Genomic DNA, 3481 nt, shown 5'->3' on the forward strand with positions numbered 1-3481 from the left:
TTGGCTTTGGCAGCCAGGTTTTAACGCAGGAAGTTATAGATAAGCTAAAAGCCGCCGACGAAGCGGGTCAGATAAAACCAGTAAGCACAAAGATCACTGCAAATGCGACAAAACAAAAAGACCTAACGGCTCTAAAAACGCTGATAGGTACTTTTCGCTCCTCGGTTTCAACTCTAGCAGACGATAGCTCGTATCAAAAAAGAACCACTAGCTCGGACGGCAAAAGCGCAGATATAAGCGTAAGCGCGGGCGTCGCGGTACAAGATATCGAGATAGACGTTAAGCAACTAGCTAAAAAAGACGTTTATCAAAGCACCAAATTTGCCACCTCAAGCTCATTTATCGGCAAAAACGGAACCTTTGGCATAAAAGTCGGAGGTCAAACCTATAAGATCGAAGTCAAAAGCTCGACCACGCTAGAAGAGCTAGCCGATAAAATCAACGAGGTCACAAACGGCGCCGTTTCGGCAAAAGCGATGAAGGTCGGCGGCGAAGATCCGTATCAGCTTATATTGCAGTCCAAAGAAACCGGCGCGGAAAATAAAGTGGAGATAACAAATGTCGATAGTGACGGCACGGCCCTAACCGGCGCGGACGACGTTTTGCAAAAATTAGGCTGGGATAGCGCAAATATCGCAAACAATAAAATCTCAACCGCGCAAGACGCCGAGTTCGTATATAACGGCATCACGATAAAACGAAGCGGCAACGAGGTAAAAGATCTAAATTTGGGAATGACGATAAAGCTAAAAGATACCGGCAAGACGACTTTTAGCGTCAAAGAGGACACGAGCGCGATAAAAGAGAGCATGCAAAGCATGGTGACGGCGTATAACAACCTCGTAAACAACCTAAAAGTCGCTACCGATTATGATTCGGACACTAAAAAATCGGGCACTTTCCAAGGCGTGAGCGAGATAAATACAATAAAATCGACGCTAAATAAAATTTTATTCGGTAATCAGACCTACACGAAAGATAACGTAACAAAGACGGCAAATTTAGCCGACTACGGTCTAAGCCTAAACAAAGAAGGTTTGCTAGAGCTAGATAGCTCAAAACTCGGCAAAAAACTAGATGAGGATTTGCAAAGCGTCCAAAAGATATTTGCCGGCGGCACCACCTACGGCACGGCTCAGGTTCTTAGCTCAAAACCGGTAGATAGCGGCGCACTCACTATCGGCGGCGATGATCTAGTGATAAACGGCAAAAAGATAAATTTAGCCGCTACGCCTGCGTCAAATTCGGCAAAAGAAAACGCTCTGGCGCTGCTAAAAGCTATAAACGATGCCGGAATATCAGGCGTACAAGCAACGCTAACCGCAAACGAAGATGGCATCATGCTAAAAACGGCAAATGGCACTGCCATAGACATAAAAGGCTCTGCCGCAGCGCTAAATGCCGTGGGCTTTAGCGAATCAACCGTAACGCCGAAAAACACGACCGTAAACGGGATATTTGCATCGACTAAAAAAGCGGTAGACGGGCTAATCAACTCAAAAGACGGCTCTTTAACCAAGTATAACCAAAGCCTGATCGACGAGAAAAAGTCGCTAGACTCGGAAAAAGAAAAAACGCAAAAGTCGCTGGATGCAAAATACGCCACGATGGAAGAGCGATTTTTGGCATACGACAAGATCATCAGCAAGCTAAACAACGAATTTTCGTCGCTAAAATCGATGATCGAAGCCGAATATAATAAGAAATAAAAGGTAAATTTATGCAATACAACACTGCACACGCGGCGTATTCGCAAAATGCGGTAGGCGGCATCGAGTCGCCTACCAAGCTCATCGAAATGCTTTACGAGGGCGTTTTGAGATTTATTTTTAGAGCTAGAAAAGCGATGCAAGATAACGACGTGGAGAAAAAAGTATATTTTATAAACCGCACGAACGCTATCTTTATCGAGCTTTTAAACTCGCTAGACTACAACCAAGGTAGCGTCGCGCACTATCTAAGCGGCCTTTATACGAGACAGATCCAGCTGCTGTCGATGGCAAATATAAACAACGACGAGCAGAGCCTAAACGAGGTCGTGAGCGTAACCAAGCAACTGCTTGAAGCGTGGAAAGAGACGACGAGCGCGGGGCAAGCCGATGTGGCTGGATGAGCTAAAAATCGCCGTCGCTAACGATGACGCGGAGGCTATCGCGGCGCTAGCGGGCGAGACCCCTAGTAAATTTGACAGCCTAGAGGATGCCCTGCAAGCTCAGGAGCTTCTGGGCGCAGCGATAAATTTGATACAAAAAAACAGAACCGAGCTCGGCAAAGAGCTAGAAAAACTAAAAAACGTAAAAAAATACATAGCGTCGTAAATAATTTCTCAAATTTACAGCGCTTTTTATCTCAAATTCCCTTCTAAATTTTATCCCGCAAAGGCAAAGATATGACGAAAAACGCTATAAAGGACGCTTTAAAAAATAGACTCGGCGCGGAAATAGCGGGCGATTTTAGAGTGCTGAAGGAGCACGAGCTAGCTAAATTTAACGATGAAGCGAATTTTGTATTTGAAGGCGAGAGCGAGATATTGCGCGAGTTTTATATCTTTGCAGATACTGGCGTAGGCGATCTTTGGCTTGTCTGTTTAGATGACGGCAAGGTTGCTTTTTACGATCATGACGCGGGATATCTTTGCGCGTCAAATTTGGTTAAATTTGATCTGGATATAGCAGACTGGCTTAAGGTCGCCGAGCTATTTGGAAAATTTGAGACCATAGACGAACCGAGCGACGAACAAAAATCTAAATTTAAGCTAGCTGTTAGCGCTGCGTGTCCGCAAATTTTAGAAATTTGGGGTATTTAGAATCTAAAACGCGCCTTACTCTGTTTCAAATTTAAACCCTGTCTGCAGCCGTCAAATTTAAACCATATTCCGCCTCGTCAAATTTTACTTTGCCGCACGGTCGCCGCAAACCTCAGCTTAAATTTGCAAAACGCGCCGTTAAGATAGCGGTTTGTCGCAGTAAAAACACATAAATTTAAAAACTTGATGAAATAAAAGTAGTAAAAAAGGTATGGCGATAAGCCGAGTTCTGTCGTGAGTGATTATTTATCTACTCCAAATTTTACAATTTGGCTCTAGCGAAGGGTTTGACATAAGACTCAAAACCATCCCTTCTTGCTGCGAGTTGGGTTTATATAGCCGCCGCGCTTGCACGCCGCGCTGGTGGGCTCTTACCCCGCCGTTTCACCTTTACCGCCGAAGCGGCAGTTTGCTTTCTGTTACACTGTCCCTTGGGTCGCCCCAGCCATCCGTTAGATGGAACTCCGTCTTATTGCAGCTCGGACTTTCCTCTTTTGCCTACGCAAAAGCAATCACTTGCCATACCTTGGGCGCGATTATAGCTTTTTCGGGTTTAAGGATAGCTTTTGGAGCATTTGCTATGTTTAGCGTGATTTTCATAAATTTAGCCGCTTTGCAAAAAACTGGCACCTTTAAATTTCTACAGCTTTTGCGTCAAATTTTATACTCCAAAAG

The 3481-nt window shown here is 44.7% G+C and carries 4 protein-coding genes and 1 other RNA gene; 4 read left to right on the forward strand and 1 reads right to left on the reverse strand.

Going from position 1 to position 3481, the window contains the following annotated elements; translation table 11 throughout:
- From fliD to Q0338_RS08005, 4 genes are all read left to right on the forward strand, one after another.
- A partial coding sequence (fliD, locus tag Q0338_RS07990; protein WP_298086292.1) for a flagellar filament capping protein FliD occupies positions 1–1709 on the forward strand: 1709 nt, incomplete at its 5' end.
- An 11-nt stretch (positions 1710–1720) separates the two neighbouring features.
- Complete coding sequence (gene fliS / locus Q0338_RS07995) at positions 1721–2113, forward strand: flagellar export chaperone FliS (RefSeq protein ID WP_002953318.1); 393 nt, start codon at positions 1721–1723, stop codon at positions 2111–2113.
- The gene (locus tag Q0338_RS08000) at positions 2100–2318 is read left to right on the forward strand and encodes a hypothetical protein (RefSeq protein ID WP_122871223.1); all 219 of its coding nucleotides are present in this window, start codon (positions 2100–2102) and stop codon (positions 2316–2318) included. The genes fliS and Q0338_RS08000 overlap by 14 nt, the downstream gene beginning before the upstream one ends.
- 71 nt (positions 2319–2389) lie before the next feature.
- Positions 2390–2806, forward strand: a complete 417-nt coding sequence (locus Q0338_RS08005; RefSeq protein WP_298086293.1) for a hypothetical protein — start codon at positions 2390–2392, stop codon at positions 2804–2806.
- Positions 2807–3008: 202 nt separating this feature from the next.
- On the opposite strand, the gene rnpB is transcribed toward Q0338_RS08005, so the two are convergent.
- Positions 3009–3334: RNase P RNA component class A (rnpB, locus tag Q0338_RS08010), an RNA gene on the reverse strand.
- Between the last annotated feature and the right edge of the window lie 147 nt (positions 3335–3481).

Source organism: uncultured Campylobacter sp. (genome assembly GCF_938018145.1).
Lineage (GTDB): Bacteria > Campylobacterota > Campylobacteria > Campylobacterales > Campylobacteraceae > Campylobacter_A.